13 protein-coding genes and 1 tRNA gene are annotated in these 16,593 nt (G+C 74.0%); 10 read left to right on the top strand and 4 right to left on the bottom strand.

Going from position 1 to position 16,593, the window contains the following annotated elements; all coding sequences use genetic code 11:
* Positions 1-19: 19 nt before the first annotated feature.
* The 3 genes from AOM01_RS02490 to AOM01_RS02480 all read left to right on the top strand — a co-directional run bounded on the left by AOM01_RS02490 (position 20) and on the right by AOM01_RS02480 (position 7,248).
* Positions 20-1,315, top strand: coding sequence for an MFS transporter (locus AOM01_RS02490; protein ID WP_062288411.1), 1,296 nt, complete (start codon positions 20-22; stop codon positions 1,313-1,315).
* Between the two features lie 186 nt (positions 1,316-1,501).
* Positions 1,502-2,839, top strand: a complete 1,338-nt coding sequence (locus tag AOM01_RS02485; RefSeq protein WP_062288407.1) for an MFS transporter — start codon at positions 1,502-1,504, stop codon at positions 2,837-2,839.
* A 221-nt stretch (positions 2,840-3,060) separates the two neighbouring features.
* Entirely contained in the window at positions 3,061-7,248 is a 4,188-nt protein-coding gene (locus AOM01_RS02480; protein ID WP_062288404.1) for a PDDEXK-like endonuclease domain-containing protein, read from the top strand.
* Between the two features lie 22 nt (positions 7,249-7,270).
* Here the strand turns inward: AOM01_RS02480 and AOM01_RS02475 are convergent, their stop codons facing one another.
* Positions 7,271-7,474, bottom strand: a complete 204-nt coding sequence (locus AOM01_RS02475) for an FmdB family zinc ribbon protein (RefSeq protein ID WP_062288401.1) — start codon at positions 7,472-7,474, stop codon at positions 7,271-7,273.
* A gap of 10 nt (positions 7,475-7,484) precedes the next feature.
* Entirely contained in the window at positions 7,485-8,114 is a 630-nt protein-coding gene (locus AOM01_RS02470; RefSeq protein ID WP_062288398.1) for a 5-formyltetrahydrofolate cyclo-ligase, read from the bottom strand.
* 90 nt (positions 8,115-8,204) lie between these two features.
* Between AOM01_RS02470 and AOM01_RS02465 the strand changes: the two genes are divergently transcribed.
* The 3 genes from AOM01_RS02465 to AOM01_RS02455 are packed head-to-tail and all read left to right on the top strand — an operon-like array spanning position 8,205 to position 11,057.
* Complete coding sequence (locus AOM01_RS02465) at positions 8,205-9,416, top strand: molybdopterin molybdotransferase MoeA (protein ID WP_062288395.1); 1,212 nt, start codon at positions 8,205-8,207, stop codon at positions 9,414-9,416.
* Entirely contained in the window at positions 9,416-9,994 is a 579-nt protein-coding gene (locus AOM01_RS02460; RefSeq protein WP_062288392.1) for a GNAT family N-acetyltransferase, read from the top strand. The genes AOM01_RS02465 and AOM01_RS02460 overlap by 1 nt, the downstream gene beginning before the upstream one ends.
* Positions 9,995-10,046: 52 nt before the next feature.
* Positions 10,047-11,057 carry a hypothetical protein gene (locus AOM01_RS02455; RefSeq protein ID WP_062288391.1) on the top strand — a complete coding sequence of 337 codons (1,011 nt, stop codon included), beginning with the start codon at positions 10,047-10,049 and terminating at the stop codon, positions 11,055-11,057.
* A gap of 5 nt (positions 11,058-11,062) precedes the next feature.
* On the opposite strand, the gene AOM01_RS02450 is transcribed toward AOM01_RS02455, so the two are convergent.
* Both AOM01_RS02450 and AOM01_RS02445 read right to left on the bottom strand, forming a co-directional pair.
* A complete protein-coding gene (locus AOM01_RS02450; RefSeq protein WP_062288388.1) occupies positions 11,063-12,397 on the bottom strand; it encodes a glycosyltransferase in 1,335 nt (444 codons plus the stop codon).
* Positions 12,394-14,613 carry a glycoside hydrolase domain-containing protein gene (locus AOM01_RS02445; protein WP_062288385.1) on the bottom strand — a complete coding sequence of 740 codons (2,220 nt, stop codon included), beginning with the start codon at positions 14,611-14,613 and terminating at the stop codon, positions 12,394-12,396. Before AOM01_RS02445 ends, AOM01_RS02450 begins: the two co-directional genes overlap by 4 nt.
* 229 nt (positions 14,614-14,842) lie before the next feature.
* Here AOM01_RS02445 and AOM01_RS02440 point away from each other — a divergent pair.
* The 4 genes from AOM01_RS02440 to AOM01_RS02425 all read left to right on the top strand — a co-directional run bounded on the left by AOM01_RS02440 (position 14,843) and on the right by AOM01_RS02425 (position 16,527).
* Positions 14,843-14,918: transfer RNA gene (locus tag AOM01_RS02440), tRNA-Ala, on the top strand.
* A 122-nt stretch (positions 14,919-15,040) separates the two neighbouring features.
* On the top strand, positions 15,041-15,295 hold the full coding sequence (locus AOM01_RS02435; protein WP_062288636.1) for a FitA-like ribbon-helix-helix domain-containing protein: 255 nt from the start codon (positions 15,041-15,043) through the stop codon (positions 15,293-15,295).
* Positions 15,292-15,708, top strand: a complete 417-nt coding sequence (locus AOM01_RS02430; protein WP_062288382.1) for a type II toxin-antitoxin system VapC family toxin — start codon at positions 15,292-15,294, stop codon at positions 15,706-15,708. Before AOM01_RS02435 ends, AOM01_RS02430 begins: the two co-directional genes overlap by 4 nt.
* A gap of 27 nt (positions 15,709-15,735) precedes the next feature.
* A complete protein-coding gene (locus tag AOM01_RS02425) occupies positions 15,736-16,527 on the top strand; it encodes a transglutaminase-like domain-containing protein (protein ID WP_062288378.1) in 792 nt (263 codons plus the stop codon).
* Positions 16,528-16,593: the final 66 nt, after the last annotated feature.

The raw sequence follows: 16,593 nt of genomic DNA, 5'->3' as shown, positions 1-16,593 counted from the left end.
CCGAGCCCCCGGAGGAACGATGAGCGACAGCGAGCGCGCGCCGCGCGCCGCCTGGATGGTCTACGGCGCGGCGGTGGTCGCGTACTTCGTGGCGATCGTCAACCGCACGGCGCTGGGCGTCGCGGGCGTGGAGGCGCTCGACCGGTTCGCGATCCAGGCGACCGGGCTCGCGGTGCTGTCGGTCGCGCAGGTCGCGGCGTACGCGCTGCTGCAGATCCCCGCCGGCCGGCTGCTCGACCGGTACGGCGCGCGCGTGGTGATGACCGCCGGCCTCATCGTCATGGCGGCGGGCCAGACCATGCTCGCCTTCACGCACGAGATCGGGCTCGCGGTGGTCGCGCGGGTGTTGATCGGCGCGGGTGACGCGCCCATCTTCATCGGGGCCACGCGCCTGATCCTGCTGTGGTTCCCTCCGCGGCGCGCGCCCATGCTGGTGCAGGTGACCGGCCTCATCGGGCAGGCGGGCCAGCTCGCGACGGCGCTCCCGGTCGCGGCGCTGCTGCACGCGGCCGGATGGTCCACGACGTTCGCGGTGATCGCCGCCGTGAGCGTGGCGGTGGGCATCGCCGCAGGGCTGGGGCTGCGCAACCCGCCCTCCGACGGCGCGGTGGTCGCGCCCGAGGGCATGTGGAGCGCAGTGCGCGGCACCGCGAGCACGGCCGGCGCGCGCCTGGGCTTCTGGGCGCACTTCGTCACGCTGTTCCCGGTCAACACGCTCGCGCTCCTGTGGGGGGTGCCGTTCTTCGTCACGGCGCAGGAGAAGACGCCCGCGCAGGCGAGCCTGCTGCTCACCTGCATCACCCTGTCCGCGATGGCCGGTGGTCCGGTGATCGGGTGGCTGACGGGGCGGCACCCGCTGCGGAGGTCCTGGCTGGTGCTCGGATCCGCGGCGCTCACGTTCGTCGCGTTCGCCACGCTGCTGTCCTTCGACACGCCCCGGCCCATGTGGCAGCTGGTGCTTTTCGCGCTCGCGGTCGGGCTGGGCGGTCCGGCATCCGCGGTGGGCTTCGACTTCGCGCGCACGTTCTCGGAGCGTCACCGCATGGGCACCGCGAGCGGATTCGTCAACGTCGGGGGCTTCGGCGCGACCATCCTGTCGGTGCTCGCGGTCGGCCTGGTGCTGCAGCTCACCTCGCCCCCCGGCGCCACCACGTACACGCTCGACGAGTATCGGCTCGCGTTCGCCGTCCTGGTGATCCCGTGGGCCGTGGGGGTGGCCGGTGTGATCGCGTCGCGCAGGCGCACCCGCGGCGTGCTCGCCGAGGGTGGCGTGGTGGTGCCGCCGCTGCGCGACGCCCTCCGCCGTAAGCGCTGACCGCCCGACACAGGTTCGCTCAGCACGGTCCCGCCCGAGACACGCGGGGCGCGCGGGCATGTGAACGTGCGCCGACCGGCGTGGCGCCGCTGGGACCGTGCTGAGCGAACTCGGGAGGGGCCTGGGTCCGAGGTCCGCGGCGCACGCCCCGCCCGCGCCGTACCGTGAACCGACCCTGGGAGGACCGTGACCGCGCAGCCGAGCCCCGCCCGCGCCCCCGCGCGAGCCCCGCGCGGCGCCTGGCTCATGCTCGTGTCGGGCATGGCGCTGTACTTCGTGGCGATCGTCAACCGCACCGCGCTGGGCGTCGCCGGCGTGGATGCGCTCGACCGGTTCGGGATCGAGGCGGCCTGGCTGTCGGTCCTCGCGATCGCCCAGGTCGCGACGTACGCCGCGCTCCAGCTCCCGGCCGGAGCCCTGCTCGACCGCTGGGGGGCGCGGCGCCTCATGATCGGCGGTGCGCTCCTCATGACGGTCGGCACCGTGCTGCTCGGCGCCACCACCAGCCTGCCCGTCGCGATCCTCGCGCGCGTCCTCATCGGCGCCGGCGACGCCCCCATCTTCATCTCCGCGTGCCGGCTCATCCCCCTGTGGTTCCCCGCGCGCCGCGTGCCCGTCCTCGTGCAGGTGACCGGGCTGGTGGGCCAGGCCGGCCAGCTCGCGACCTCGATCCCCGTCGCGTGGCTGCTGCGCGACCTCGGCTGGAGCGCCACCTTCGGCGTGCTCGCCGCCGCGACGCTCGCGACCGCCGCGCTCGCGTCCCGCGGGATCCGCCGCCCGCCCAGCCCCGCGGGAACCGCCGCCGCGACCACCCCACCCGCCGCCGCATCGTCCCTCCGCGCGTCGATCCGCGTGGCCGCCCGCCCCGCCGGCACGCGGCTGGGCTTCTGGACCCACTTCCTGTCGCTGTGCTCGGCGAACACCGTGGCGCTGCTGTGGGGCGTCCCGTTCTTCGTCACCACCCAGGGGCTCACGCTCGCGCAGGCGAGCGCGCTCCTCATGGTCATCACGCTCACCAAGATGGCCGCCGGTCCGCTCGCCGGAGCGTTCACCGCGCGCCACCCGCTGCGTCGCAGCTGGCTGGTGCTCGGCTCGGCGGTCGCGACCGCGGTCGCGTGGGTCGCGATCCTGGTGCCCGACACCCCGCGCCCGGTCTGGGAGCTGGGGATACTCATGGCGGTGATCGGCGCGGGCGGGCCCGTGTCGCTCATCGCGCTCGACTACGCGCGCACGTTCGGTCCCGAGGAGGCGATGGGCACCGCGACCGGCTTCGTCAACCTCGGCGGCTTCGTGTCGACCATCCTCGGCATCGTCCTCGTGGGCGTCACCCTCCAGGCGGTGTCCCCGGAGGGAGCGACCGCGTACACGCTCGACGAGTACCGCATCGCGTTCGCCACCCTGCTCGTCCCGTGGGCGATCGGGGTCGTGGGGGTGCTGCGCAACCGCCGCCTCGCGCGTGCCGACATGGCCGCGGCCGGGGTGCTCGTCCCGCCGCTGCGCGAGGTCATCCGACGCTTCAGGTGACACCGGATGTCGTCCGTTCACACGCCGTCTGCGAGCCGGTTTGACGCGGGGGCCGCGGTGGTCCCACAATCCTGCCAACAGTGCGTGTCGGCTGCACAAGTCGGCGCGCACTGTCTCTTTGTCCGGCGCCTGACGCGCGGGGGACGATGCGCCGGTCGGGGGCCTCGCGACGGGCGGCGTGGTGTCTCGGGGGGCCGTGACCGAACCGTTACCGTAGGACGGTGGTCGACTACATCGGGCGCGCGCTCGTCGCGGACGCCTTGCGCGAGTGGAGGGAGCAGCTCCAGGAGCTGGCGACCGTGTCGCCGCTGCGGGACCTTGCGCTGAGCGAGACGACCACCGTGGATCTGCGCGGCTCGCACCCGGGCGGTCTCGCCCCACTGTTCGCCGGACGCGCGACGTCGCTGGGCAACCTCATCCGCGACCCCGAGCAGTACGCGCAGGCGCTGCACCGCGTGCGCCTCATCCGCGAGAGCGCGGACCGTGTCAAGGCCGCGACCGGCGTATGGACCGCCGCCATGGTGATCGGCACGGTCGCGTGGAACGAGGACGGACGCCGCCGCGAGATGCCGCTGGTGATGCGCCCCGTCCACTTCGAGCCCGCGCGCCAGGGCGACGTGCTCGTCACCATGCTCGACCAGGTCGCCGTCAACCCCGTCTTCCAGACCGAGGCGCGCGACCGCGGGGTCGCGGACGGCCTCGCGGCGGTCGCGCCGCAGGCCGGGGCCGGGGTCCAGTTCGATCCGCGGCCGCTGTGGGAGCACGTCCGCTCCCTCGGCGACGCGTTCCCGGGCGTCGAGGTGGTCGACCGCCTCTTCGTGGGCGCGTTCGACGACCCGGAGCAGCGCCTGCTCGACGACCTCGACGACATGGACGCCGTGATCGGCGCCTCCGACATGCTTGCCGCCACCGCGGGGGACTCCGACGCGCAGGCGCTGCTCGCGCAGCCGCTGCCCGCCTTCCCCGTGGGCGACCGGGACCCGTTCGCGGAGCGCGGCGTGGGTGACCTCGACGACGCCCAGTTCGCGGCGCTCGACCTCATCGCCACCGGCCGGTCCGTGTTCCTCCAGGCTCCTCCCGGCTCCGACCCCGTGGGCACGGTGGCCGCGATCGTCGCCGACGCCGCCGCGTCCGGCCGCGCGGTCATGGCCGTGGGCGGCACCGAGCAGTCGGTGCGCGCGGTCGCGAAGCGGCTCGACCGCGTGGGCGTGACCGACGCGTATGTCTCCGGCGCCCAGGGATCCTGGAACGAGACCGCCCGCCGCCGCCTCCTCACCTCGATGACCATGGGGGTCGAGGACGTCGACGACGACTCCCTGCGCCAGGCGGGAGAGTCGCTGCTCACCGCCCGCCACGAGCTCGAGGTGCGCTTCGACGCCCTCCACCGGTCGCATCGTCCCTGGGACGTGAGCGCGTACGACGCCGTCCAGGCCGTGGTGCGGCTGATCTCGACGCAGCCGGCGCCGCAGACGCAGCTGCGGTTGGGCGCCGAGGCCGCCGCGCTGGTGTCCGAGCACGGCTTCGCGTCCGTCGCGCACGCGATGGTGGAGCGGCTGCGCCCCGAGGCGGAGGCGGACGAGCCGCCCCAGCCCGATCCCGAGCCCGCCGCCGTCACGCTGGTGCCGTGGTGGTCGACGGTCACCTCGGACGCCGAGGAGGGGGCGCGCCTGGACGAGGCCCTCGCGACCCTGGTGGTCCGACACCTGCCCAAGATGCGCGCGGAGGCGCAGATCGCCGCCCACGAGACGGGGATGGACGAGGCGCCCACGATGGTCGCGTGGGCCGACCAGGTCACGCTGTTCACCGACCTGCGCGCGACCCTCGAGATCTTCTCGCCTGCGGTGTTCCACCGCTCGCTGCACGACCTGGTGGCCGCCACGGCGCCCGCGGGAAGCCCGCAGGCCGGCACGCTCGCGCGCCGCGACCGGCGCGCCCTGCGCCGCCGCGCCGTCGAGCTGCTCCGCCCGGGCCGCACCAAGGACGACCTCCACGAGAACCTGGTGGCCGCGCATGCGCAGGCGCTGCGCTGGCGCGCCCACTGCTCCGCTGGCGGCTGGCCGCTGGTGCCCGACGACTTCGACCTCTACGCGGACCGCGTCGAGAACGTGATCCGTCTGTGGGGCCGCCTCGAGGGCCCCGTCACGCAGGTGACCGGCGAGGACGAGCTGCTCGACCAGCCGTGGGATCACGTCCGCGACGTGCTCGAGCGGCTCGCCGAGGGTGTGCCCGGCACGCTCGACGCGGCCGAGGCGCTGCCCGTCGAGCGCGACCTCGAGTCCGCCGGGCTGGGGCCGCTGCTCGACGAGCTGCGCACGCGCGACGCGTCGCCCGAGCAGGTGCGCCGCGACCTCGAGTTCGCGTGGTGGGCGTCCGCCTTCGACGCGATCGTGTCCGCCGACCCGCGCCTCACCGACGAGGGTGCCATGGGCCGCGTGGTCGAGCAGTTCCTGCTGCGCGACCGCGAGTTCGCCGACGCCCGCGTGGGACCGCTCATGCGCGCCGTCGCGGAGCGCCGCCGCATCGCCATCGCGCGCCACCCCGACTTCGCCCGCGACCTGTTCGCGACGCTGGTCGAGGGCGCCGACGCGCCCTACCGCGAGCTGTGGCGCGACTACGCCCCCCTGGTATCCGCGCTGCGGCCCATCACCCTCGCGACCGCGGAGCAGGTGTCGCGCCTGGCCCCGCCCACCCGCTGCGTGGACGTGGCCGTGGTGTTCGGCGCGGAGTCGCTCGCGCTCGCGGAGACCGTGCCGACCCTGGCGCGCGCACGCCAGGTGGTGGTGGTCGGCGACGCCGAGTCCGCGACCCGCAGCGCCGTGTCCGTGTTCGCGCGCCTGCTGCCGCGGATGCCGCTGCACGCGCTGCCGCAGCCGCGCGACCCGCGCGTCACCGGGGTGCTCGGCTCGCTCGCGTACGGCCGGTCGCTCGGCTCGCTGCCCTCGGCCGGCGTGCCGCACGCGCTCGAGGTGGTCCTGGTCGAGGCGAGCGGCAGCCCCGCGGCGGGCGCCGATGCCGTCGAGTCCACGCCCGCCGAGGTCGCCGCGGTGATCGACCGTGCCGACCGCCTGGTCCATTCGATGCCGCGCCGCACGCTCGCGATCGTCGCCGGCAGCGAGCTTCACGCGGCCCGGCTGCGCGACATGCTCGACGAGCGCGGCGCCCGCCTCGCGGAGTCCGTGACCGTGGTGACGCTGGGCAACGCCGCGGGCCTCGACGTCGACGAGGTGATCCTCGCGCCGGGCTTCGCTCGCGACACCGAGGGCACCCTGCCGGCCCGGCTGGGCGCGCTGTCCGAGGACGGGGGAGCCCAGGCGCTCGCCCAGGCCGTGGTCGCGAGCCACGAGAGCCTCACGGTGGTGACGACGCTGGGCGTGGACGCCCTGGGCGCGATCGCGGAGGGCGCCGAGCTCGAGGGGGTCGACGGGCTGCGCGAGCTGCTGCTCGCCTCCGACGGCGAGCCCGTCCCCGCCGAGCGGCCCGAACCCGCGCCGGGCGACTGGCTGCTCGCCGACATCGCCACGCGGCTGCGCGGCGAGGGCTACGCCGTGCACGTCCGCTACGGCACCGGTGCGGACGCCATCCCGCTGGTCGTGGGCGGCCGCCACGATCGCGGCTACCGCGTCGCCGTGGTCACCGACGAGGCGACCCGCGGCGGCACCGCCAGCGTGCGGGACCGCATGCGCCACCAGTACGCGGGCCTCGAGGCGCTCGGCTGGACGGTCGTGTCGCTGTGGACCCTCGACGTGTTCATGGACCCCGAGGCCGCCGTCGCGGCGATCGTCGACGCGGTCGAGCGCGAGAAGGCGCCGCTGGTGTGGGAGCAGCCCACGCTCGACCTGGGCGTCGAGACGTCCGAGATCCGCATCCCCGCCGAGGACGTGTTCGACGTCGACTCGGTCGACCAGGTGACCGGCGCGATCCCCGCGCTGCGCGCCGAGGAGCCCGCGGAGCCTCAGCCCCAGCCGGAGCCCGAGTTCGAGGAGGCGCCCGACGTCACGCTCGGCATCTCGGTGATGCTCGCGGAGCAGATCCTCGCGGACAAGGTCACCACCCGCGCGTTGCAGCAGGTGCAGGCGGAGCTGGACCTCGGCGGCGACGCTCAGGAGGATGACGTGGACGACGATGAGGACATGACCGACGAGACGCCCGAGGTGGAGCCCGAGCCCGCTGCCGACGGGCCCGCTGCCGACGAGCCCGCCGAGCCCGACGAGGAGCCGACTGAGGACGAGGACCCCGCCGACGCATCGTCCCTTCCCTCGCCGCCGCCCATCCGGCCGGCGACGCGAGGCTCGGGCCGCCCGCTCATCCCGACGCGCGCGAGCGAGGACCTCGACGAGGGGTGGGGCGGCGCGCACGGCGGCTCCAGCCGCGACGAGGAGATCAAGCGCGAACGCCCGCCGCACTGGTGAGCGGCGTCAGGACGCGCGAGCGTCAGGAGGCGCTGGACGCCTTCGAGTCCGAGCGCGAGTCGGTGCGGTAGAAGCCCGAGCCCTTGAAGGTGACGCCCACCGAGCCGAAGCGCTTGCGCACGGGTGCGGCGCACTCGGGGCACTCGGTGAGGGCGGAGTCGTGGATGGACTGCACCGCATCGAACGCGTGGTCGCACGCGGTGCACGCGTAGGAGTACGTAGGCATGCCGCACATTCTACGCGGGCAGCGGCAGTGCCCCTTCGGGCGTGATGACCATGTCCACGCCGAGGTCGTGGCGCTCGCGGGGGAGCGGGTCCTGCGCGGCGTCGTGGACCTCGTTCGCGAACGTGAGCGCGACCACGGGGGAGCTGGGGCGCGCCTCCATGAGCGCGCGGTCGTACCAGCCCCCGCCCTGGCCCAGGCGGGTGCCCGACGTGTCGACCGCGAGGGCGGGCACCACGATGACGTCGGCCTCCGCGAGGGTCGCCGAGCCCAGGAAGTCGCCGCTGGGCTCCGGCGGGCGTCCGGGCGCCCGCTCGATGAGGTCCTCGATGCCGCGGTACACGCCCCAACCGCGCTGGAGCCCGTCCCCCAGCAGCGGCACCAGCACCTTCACGCCGCGTCGGTGGAGCGCCTCGATGAGGGGGCCCGTGCCGGGCTCGTGCGGTCGGGACGCGTAGACGGAGACGCAGCGCGCCTCCTGGATCGACGGCAGGGCGAGCACGTGGTCGCGAAGGGCGGCGGCCGCCTCGTGGCGCCGCCGTTCGCTCCGCTGGAGCCTCTCGCGTCGGATGCTCGCCCTCAGGTGCGCCTTCGCCTCGTCCGGTTCGAGGGCGCGAAGAGAGCTGTCGGACATCGGCGTCATGGGCTCCATTGTGCCAAAGTTCGGTAAATCTTTGTTCCACCCTCGGGCATGTCTTTAGGCTCTGCACATGTGTCGATCAGGAGGTCGCCCGTGCTGACCCGCACCCTCGAGGAGCATCGGAGCGCGGTCACCCGCGCGCTGGCCCCGATCCCGCCGCTCACCGTGCTCGTCGGCGACGCCGCCGGCGCGACGCTGGTGGAGCCCCTGGTCTCGGTCGCGGCGCTGCCGGCGCACGACGTCGCCGCCCACGACGGCTACGCGCTGCGCGTCTCCGACCTCGCGACCGGCTCGACGCTCCCCGTCGCCCACGACGTCTCCTTCGCGGACCGCGGTCCGCGCCACCACCTGCCGGGCACCGCGGCGCGCGTCGCGTCCGGCATGCCCGTCCCGACGGGGGCCGATGCCGTGGTCCCGCTCGCCTCGACCGACGGCGGAGTCGCGCGGGTCGCGGTCGAGGGTCCGGTCCCGTCCGGCTCGGGGGTGCGGCGCGCCGGCGCCGACGCGGAGGCCGGGCGCAGCCTGGTGCCCGCGGGCAGGCGCCTGGGCGGGCGCGAGCTCGCGCTCGCCGCGTCGCTGGGCCACCCGCGCCTCACGGTGCGGCCCGTCCCGCGCGTGGTGGTGGTCGCCACCGGCGGCGAGCTCGTCGACCCGGGCGCGGGCCGCGCCGGCGTACCCGAGGCCACGGGTCACCTCATCGCCGTCGCCGCACGCAACGCCGGCGCGCACGCCTACCGCGTGGGCCCCGTCCCCGACGACCGCCCCACGCTGCGCACCGCGCTCGAGGACCAGCTGGTGCGCGCCGACCTGCTCATCGTCACGGGTGGCCTCAGCGACGGCGTCGACGACACGGTGGTCTCCGTCCTGGGGGACCTGGGCACGGTGGACGATGTGCGGCTCACCTTCGAGCCCGGCCCTCACCACGCGTTCGCGATGCTGGGCGAGGAGGGCGCTCGCCAGGTGCCGACGATCGCCCTGCCCGGCTCGCCCGCGGCCGCCGCGCTCGCGTTCGAGGCGTACGTGCGTCCGGCGTTGCGCCAGATGTGCGGCTTCACCGAGGTGATCCGCCCCGGCGTGCGTGCCCACCTGTCGCGCGGCTGGCGGTCGCCGGCCGGGATCACCCAGGCCGTGCCGGTGAGGCTCGGGCTGGACGCGGCCGGTGCCGTCACCGCGACACCGGCGTGCGAGCCCGGCGACGTCACGCTCGCCTCGCTGGGCGACGCGGATGGCATCGCGTGGGTCGACGCCGCGACCACCGAGGTGCGCGCCGGCCAGGTGCTGCGCTGCACCGTCTGGGACGACTGATGGCGCGACCGCTCGTGCTGTCCGCGGCGGGCCTGCGCCTGCGGCCGCTGACACCGCGCGACGAGGACGAGTGGATGACGCTGCGCGCCGCCAACCGCGACTGGCTCAAGCCGTGGGAGGCCACCGTGCCGCCCGAGGGCGCAGCATCGGACATGACGTTCCGGGCGTTCGTGCGGCAGGAGCGCCGCCAGCGGCGCGACCTCGAGTCGCTGCCGCTCGCGATCGAGGTCGACGGCGCGCTCGTGGGACGCGTGGTGATCGCGGGGATCCAGTGGGGCGCGCAGCGGTCCGGCTCGCTCGGCTACTGGATCGCGCGCGACCGGGCCGGCCAGGGCCTGGTGACCCGCGCATCGTCCCTCCTCGCCTCCCACGCGTTCGATCTGGGGCTGCACCGCATCGAGATCGCGATCCGGCCGGAGAACGCCGCGTCGCGGCGGGTGGCGGAGAAGCTCGGCTTCGCCGAGGAGGGGATCCGGCGGTCGTACCTCTATATCGACGGCGGCTGGCGGGACCACGTGATCTACGCCCGGACTCAAGACGAGCCTCGTACCGGACGATATTGGGGTGTCGGCGGCTGACACGCCGCGAGTCCTCCCGGGCTCGGGGTGGCGGCGGCCTTAACGTCGTGCCATGCCTCCCGCTGGACTGCTCGCGATCATCGCCCTCGGCATGGTGCTCGCCTACGTCATCCCTCAGCGGATCAAGGAGCGCGCGGACTACGCCCTGGTGCGGACCGAGGACCGCTACTCCGCCGAGATGCGCGTGGTGAAGACCACGGCCTCGCGCGTGGCGCGTCCGACGGACCGCGCGTCGACGGATTCCGGCGAGGTCCCCCTGCTGGTGACGGGCGCGGCGCGCGCCTCGATCGCCCAGCTGGGCGCGGACGCGATGTCCCGTCCCGCGGGCCCCATCGACAAGGCCGCTACCGCCGCGCAGCGTCAGCTCATCGCGATGCGCAGCGACCGTGCGGTCGCGCTCGCGCAGCGTCGGGCCCGTGCCCGTCGCCGTGCGCGGGTCGCGCTCGGTGCGTCGGTACTGGTGACCGCCGCGTGGGTGCTGGTGGCGTTCGGCCTGGTCCACGCCGTGGTGGGCGCGGTCGCGACCGCGCTGCTCGCGGGCGTGCTGGTGCAGGGTGCACGCGCGGCCGCCGCTCAGCGCCGCGTCGACGCGCGCCTCGCGCTGGTGGCCCGCGAGGTGGGCGCCGCGGCGACCGCGACGCAGGCGCTGCGCAAGGTCATTGCCGAGCGCGCGGCCGGCCTCGAGTCGCAGCCGTCCGACGTCGAGACCCAGGCCATCAAGGTGGTGACCGCCAAGGACCTCGCGCCGCTGGCGGCTCCCGCGCCGATCTTCGCACCGGTGTCCGGGGCGATCGAGTCGCCCGTGCAGCGCGTCGACGCGGTCGTCGCGGGCACCGCGCCCGTCGAGGAGTCGGCCGCGTGGAGCCCGCGCGAGATGCCGGCGCCCAGCTACACGCTCAAGGCCGAGGTCCGGCCCGGGCAGGCGCGCCTGCTCGAGACGCAGGACATCGCGGCGGCGTCCTACCGTGCGCAGCCCGCGCCCGCACCCGCCGCGGAGACGGCACCCGCCGCTCCGGCCACGGGATCGCTCGACGCGATCCTCGCCCGTCGCCGCGGGGCCTGAGCTCCCTAGGCCCTCGCGCGCACCTTCCGGCGCGGGCCCGCACCCGCGACCCCGGCGGACCCCGGCAGCATCGCGAACAGCCGGTCGAACACGTGGACGCGGTCGAACTGCATCGCGTGCTCACGCGCGCGGCCCTGCCACCACTCGCGGTCGGCCTCGTCGAGACCGGCGGCGCACACGTTGAGCGCCACGGTGAGGGCCGACGGGTCGCCCGAGGGCACCACCACGGCCGTGTCGCCCACGGCCTCGAGGATGCCGCCGGTGTCGCACGTGATGACCGGCCCGCCGCCGGCGAGCATCTTCTCCACGAGCGCGATCCCGAACGTCTCGGTGAACTCGGGAGCGGGCTTCGACGGCAGCGCGTACGCCGTGCAGGCCGCCATGAGGTGCGGCTTCTCGTCGTCGCCCACGTCCTGGAGGAACACGATCCGGTCGCGCGCGGTGGTCCGCGACGCGACCTCCTGGAAGTACGGCAGGTCCGGTCCGCGGCCGGCGATCACCAGCGTCTGGTGCGCGCACGCCTCGGAGGCGGCGAAGCCGCGGATGAGGTCGTCGACGCCCTTGGCCTTCTGCAGCCGGGAGAGGTAGAGGACGTACTCGCTGCGCGCGAGCCCGCGAGAGGCCAGCACCCGGTCCGTCTCGGCCGGGTCGAGCCCGAGGTACGCCGAGGTGTCGATCGCCGGGTAGGAGATCGTCACCCGCTCCTCGCACTGCGCCGCGAACGCCGTGCCGTACATCGCGTCGAGCTCGGCCGCCGAGGCCACGATCACGTCCTTGGTGTACTGCGACACCGCCACGCACACGTCCTGCGACAGGTAGGTCGACAGCACCGCGGCCGCCGCGCCGAACTCGCCGTGGTCCACGGCCGAGCGCACGACGTCGGTGATGTCGGAGCCCACCGCCTCGGCGATGGTGGTGACGTTCACCGGCAACCCGGTCGACTGCGCGATCCGCAGCGCGTCCGCGACAGCGGTGGTGTGCGGGTGGAGGTACAGCGACATCGCGACGGTGGGGGTGCCGTCCGTGAAGAGCTCGACCAGGCGCCCGACCATGCCCGCGAGGTAGCGGCCGTCGGGGATCTTGTAGCCGCCCACCGGGCCCGGCCGCTCCACGGTGATGCCGGGGGAGTACGGCAGCACGGTGTCCAGGGGCTTGAGCGGCAGTCCGGTCTCCTCGAGCCGGTCGAGCGGCCAGGTGACGATCCGGACGTCGTCGAAGCCGCGCGTCAGCGCGACCTCGGCGAGGTTGCGCGCCTCGCCCGAATGCCCGCAGATCACCGGATCCGCCCGGACGACGATCACCAGACGGCGCTGCTGCTTCGTGAGGTTCGTGGGGGTCATGATGCCTCCTTCGCGGGGATTGCCCAGGGCCGGGGGGTGGAGGGGGGACGGTGGGTCCGCCCCCAGTCGCTCGGCGTGTCGCCGAGGATGAAGCGGAGCTCGCCTCCGCGGTGCAGGTCGGATCCGGAGATCCACGAGCCGGTGACGGGTTCGCCGTCGAAGGTCACCGACTGGACGTGCTGCACGGGCCCGCCGGGGATCGGCTCGACGAAGCCCTCTGCGACGATGGTGAGGTCGCCGCGCGCCACGCGCAAGCGTGCGGCGGAGAATGCCGGCGGGTGCAGCAGGAACAGGTTCTGTCCCGCGACGGGGAACAGGCCCAGGCATGCCCACACGTACCAGGAGGAAAGCCCTCCCGAGTCGTCGTTGCCCGGCAGTCCTCCGCGGCCCGGGCCGAACATCTGGTGGACGATGCCGTGAACCACCTCGGCGGTCCGGTCCGGCCTCCCCGCGTAGTGGTAGGACCAGGGCGACTCCATGTCCGGCTCGTTGTTGAGCCCCTCGAAACGCCCGAGCGCGTAGCCCGCGGCCATCTCCGCCGCGCCCGGCCGCTCGCCCGGCTGGGCGACCGGCTCCGCGCCGAAGCCGAAGAACCGATCGAGAAGCCGCACGAAGGCATCGTCCCCACCCGCGAGCTCGATCCTCGCCGCCATGTCGTGCATGATCCGGAACGAGTAGTTGTAGCGGGTGCCCTCGTAGTACGTGGAGGAGTGCAGCAGGCCGGTCTCGGGGTCGAACGCGTTGCGCCAGCGATCCGCGAGGGGCGCGTACTCGTCGCAGATGGCGCGGTCGCCCAGCAGCGCCGCGACCTGCGCGGTGCACCAGTACCCGAACGCGATGTCGAGGGTGTGGCTGAGCGGCTCGGCGTAGCCCTGGAGCAGGAACTCCTCGCCGTACGTGCGGCGCAGGTCGGTCTGCATGTGGACCAGCGCCCAGTCCCAGTCGATGCCGGGGATGCCCAGCTGCGCGAGGTCCGCCAGCAGGGTGTGGACCAGGGCGCTGCCCTGGCGTGAGAAGCGGTCCGATCCGCGCGCCATGCGGTAGCCGATGGGCAGGTTGCCCTCCTGCTCGCAGATGCTCAGCAGCGCGTTCGCGAGCTCCGCGGCGCGGTGCGGCAGGAGCGCCGTGAGCAGCGGCAGCTGCGTCCGGTAGATGTCCCACATGGTCGCGATGTCGAAGACGAACGGGCCCTTCTGCTGCCAGAACGGGCTCTCGTCGGCGGCGAAGCAGGGCTTGATGAGCGAGTGGTACAGCGCGGTGGCGAACACCTCCCGGCGCTCGTCGCTCGCGGTCTCGACGGTGACCGCGTCGAGCAGCCCGCGCCACGTCTCGCGCGTGCCGGCACGGCGCGACTCGAAGGTGCCCAGCTCGCCGAGGTCGCGGTGGAGGTTCTTGCGCGCCTGCTCGACGCCGCGCAGCGAGAACCCGATCCGCAGCTCGACCGCCTGACCCTCCTCCGCCGGGCCGGCCCACATGAGACCGAAGGAACGGAGCGTGGTGGGCCGGATCGAGTCGAGGTCCAGCCGCTGGCCGGCGGGCATGAGGCGGTGGTCGTACCAGAGCATCTGCCGCCAGGACTCGGCGTCGCACTCCATGTAGACGGCCAGCGGCACGCCCTCGACCACGATCTCGCCCTGCGCGACGCCGGGCTCGACGGACTCGAGGCTGGCCCGCAGCGGGATGGTCGCGCCGTAGGGGATGGTGAGGCCGCCCATCGACATGTCGACCACCACGCGCGCGTTGGGATGCGCGGGGAACCGGTAGCGGTGGATCACGCTCTTGGGGCCGGCGACCAGCTGCGCCTCGATGCCGTTGTCGAGCGTGGCGGAGTACATGCCGGGCTCGGCGTGCTCCTCGACCAGGTCCCACGTCTTTCCCAGCTCGTCGAGCCGTTCGATCATCGGGGTGACGCGGAAGTAGTTGTAGTACTTGCGGATCGCGCCCGTGCCGGACTGCTGGAAGTGCGTGAATCCCGAGGTGAGTGCGCGGTCGTGGATCGCGGTCGGCAGGCCCTCCGTGGACAGGTCGTAGAGCCCGTAGCCGGTGGGGTAGGCGCCCGAGTAGGCGCACGCCGAGACCATGCCGAGCGGGTAGCACGCGCCCGGGTGGGTGTTACCGACCTGCGGCTTGGGCCACCACCAGGTCGCGGCCAGGCCGGAGGGTGCCGGGAGCGAGGTGGCCTCGGTCCCGATGAACGGATCGACGTCGTCGTACACGGCGGCACCTCCTTCCCGAAGCCTGCTCCTGACGAGCGGGGGCCGCACCTCGGCGTGCGGCCTTGGAGTGACGGTAGGTTGCGGGGATGTCGGCGTTATTGCGCGATTGTGACGAACTCTTTAACTTTTGCCCGGGCTTTGCCGGGACGATGCGGGGGAACGGGCCCCGCGCATCGTCCCCGGGGTGTTCTTCCGGGCCCCGGGAAGGTGCTAACCTATTCGAGCACTTGGGGCTGTGGCGCAGTTGGTAGCGCGTCTCGTTCGCAATGAGAAGGTCAGGGGTTCGATTCCCCTCAGCTCCACCAGTGAGAAGGGCCCGCCGGACGGCGGGCCCTTTCTTCTTGTCCCGGCGCGATGCTTCGTCGAAGACCCTCGACCGGATGCATGCACTTGGGTAAAATGCTGTCATCGATGCGGGAGGTGCATGATGGCGGTCCTGACGGTTCGAGGCGTGCCCGACGAGGTGCATCGTGCCCTGCGGGCACGGGCGGCCGAGCACGGCCGCAGCGCGGAGGCCGAGGTGAGGGCGATCCTCGCCGCGGCGCTGGTCCCGCCCCACCGGCTCCTGCTCGGCGATGCGCTCGTGGCGCTGGGTCGCGATCTCGAGCTCTCCGACGCCGACGTGGACGCGCTCGAGGAACGCGCGGATCGCTCGCCCGCCGAGCCGTTGACGATGCCGTGATCGTCCTCGACACCAACGTCGTGTCGGAGGCGATGCGGCCCGCTCCAGACCCTGCCGTCATCGGTTGGCTCAACGCCCAGGCGGCGGACACCCTGTACCTGTCCGGCGTGACGCTCGCCGAGCTGCTGTTCGGCATCGGAGCGCTGCCGGACGGCGCCCGCAAGGACAGGCTCGCCGCGATGCTCGACCGGTTGCTGGGCCTGTTCCCCTCGAGGATCCTGCCGTTCAACGAGGACGCCGCGCGCCGCTATGCCCACATGGCTGTGAGCGCGCGTGCGGCCGGGCGACCCCTTCCGACCGTGGACGGCTACCTCGCCGCGACCGCGGCGGCGCATGGATGCGCCGTCGCCACCCGCAACGTCAACGACTTCGCAGACACCGGAGTGCGGCTGATCGACCCCTGGAACGCCTGACGCGCGTCGGCGTGCGACCATTCCCGCATGCGACGCGACGTGACCGCCTCCCTCACCCTCGACGCGACCGGGCCGGCCCGCATGGTGCTCGCCATCGCGGTCGCCGACGGCCGCGCCGCCGAGGAGTCCCTCACGGTGACCCAGGACGGCGCGCCCCTCGAGCCCGTCGAGATCGCGGACCAGCACGGCACCCGCCTCCACTCGGTCGACGTCACCGCCGGGCGCGTCGAGGTGAGGTATGAGGCGCGCGTGGACGGACGCAGCCAGGCCGCCGTCGTCGAGGAGATCGACCCGATCCGCTACCTGCGACCCAGCCGCTACTGCGAGTCGGACACGCTCGCGCCCGTGGCCGCCGACGAGTTCGCGGGCCTGTCGGGTGTCGAGCTCCTCGCGGCCGTCTCCAGCTGGGTGGGCACGCACCTCACCTACGACGGCACCTCGACCGATCCCACCGGCGGCGCCGCCGAGACCCTCCTGTCGCGCCGAGGCGTGTGCCGCGACTTCGCGCACCTGGTGGTCGCGCTGCTGCGGGCGCTCGACGTGCCCGCGCGGGTGGCCGCGGTCTACGCGCCGGGGCTCGAGCCCATGGACTTCCACGCCGTCGCGGAGGCGATGGTGGACGGCCGCTGGCTGGTGGTCGACGCGACCACCCTCGCGCCGCGGTCTGCGTTGGTCCGCATCGCCACCGGACGCGACGCCGCGGACACGGCGTTCCTCACCACCATCGGCGAGCCGGTCGAGCTGGTCGCGATGGAGGTCACCGCGACTGCGGACACGCTCCCCGAGGACGACGTGCGCGAGCCGGTCGCGCTCGGCTGAGGGGACGATGCCGCGGCCGGGGTGAGCCGGCGCCGGTGTCCGCCGCCCTGGGTAGGCTCTCCCCAC

The organism is Demequina phytophila (assembly GCF_000971135.1).
In the GTDB taxonomy this organism is placed as follows: Bacteria; Actinomycetota; Actinomycetes; order Actinomycetales; family Demequinaceae; genus Demequina; species Demequina phytophila.
The sequence above is the reverse complement of the archived record's forward strand: the minus strand, read 5'-3'. Positions and strand labels throughout refer to the sequence as shown.

Coding starts and splice junctions, on each gene's coding strand:
- AOM01_RS02460 (WP_062288392.1), top strand. CDS start 9,416: ATGGCGCGACCGCTCGTGCTGTCCGCGGCGGGCCTGCGCCTGCGGCCG.
- AOM01_RS02470 (WP_062288398.1), bottom strand. CDS start 8,114: ATGACGCCGATGTCCGACAGCTCTCTTCGCGCCCTCGAACCGGACGAG.
- AOM01_RS02435 (WP_062288636.1), top strand. CDS start 15,041: ATGGCGGTCCTGACGGTTCGAGGCGTGCCCGACGAGGTGCATCGTGCC.
- AOM01_RS02475 (WP_062288401.1), bottom strand. CDS start 7,474: ATGCCTACGTACTCCTACGCGTGCACCGCGTGCGACCACGCGTTCGAT.
- AOM01_RS02425 (WP_062288378.1), top strand. CDS start 15,736: ATGCGACGCGACGTGACCGCCTCCCTCACCCTCGACGCGACCGGGCCG.
- AOM01_RS02450 (WP_062288388.1), bottom strand. CDS start 12,397: ATGACCCCCACGAACCTCACGAAGCAGCAGCGCCGTCTGGTGATCGTC.
- AOM01_RS02455 (WP_062288391.1), top strand. CDS start 10,047: ATGCCTCCCGCTGGACTGCTCGCGATCATCGCCCTCGGCATGGTGCTC.
- AOM01_RS02490 (WP_062288411.1), top strand. CDS start 20: ATGAGCGACAGCGAGCGCGCGCCGCGCGCCGCCTGGATGGTCTACGGC.